Genomic DNA, 379 nt, shown 5'->3' with positions numbered 1-379 from the left:
TCGGTGACTGGAGTTCAGCAGCATGAAGCGACAGCGAAGTCCGACACGAATAACGATAGACAACTTAATCTTCAACAAATCCACTCCACGCAGTAAACCCCAACCCATATCAACAGTGACTTTCAACTACAGCGCCCACCTTCACGATGTGCGTTGGCTGAGAGTGCGAGCAAGGAATAGACATGACTGATTACAGCAAGATAAGCGACGATGAAATAAACCGACTGATAGCAACCTCACGTAACTACAGCAAGATGAGTGACTTTGAGATTAATAAATTAGTAGCAATCTCACGTCACCCCGAACTCAAAGATTGGATTTGTTTCGATATCTCTGGTCGCGCCGTATTTGTGATTAACGACGGCAAGTTGAGCAGGGC

At 45.9% G+C, this 379-nt stretch carries 2 protein-coding genes; both read left to right on the top strand.

Annotated features, from left to right (window positions below; all coding sequences use genetic code 11):
- The first annotated feature begins 22 nt into the window (after positions 1–22).
- On the top strand, positions 23–190 hold the full coding sequence (locus M992_RS15200) for a NinE family protein (RefSeq protein WP_147638201.1): 168 nt from the start codon (positions 23–25) through the stop codon (positions 188–190).
- Positions 183–379: hypothetical protein (locus M992_RS15345; protein WP_211257343.1), on the top strand; the 197-nt coding region annotated here is incomplete at its 3' end. The genes M992_RS15200 and M992_RS15345, both read left to right, overlap by 8 nt.

The organism is Moellerella wisconsensis ATCC 35017, from assembly GCF_001294465.1.
In the GTDB taxonomy this organism is placed as follows: domain Bacteria; phylum Pseudomonadota; class Gammaproteobacteria; order Enterobacterales; family Enterobacteriaceae; genus Moellerella; species Moellerella wisconsensis.
This window is presented reverse-complemented; position numbering and strand designations above follow the sequence as displayed.

Bases quoted from the DNA above. Each gene is read 5' to 3' on its own strand.
- M992_RS15200 (WP_147638201.1), top strand. From the start codon at position 23: ATGAAGCGACAGCGAAGTCCGACACGAATAACGATAGACAACTTAATC.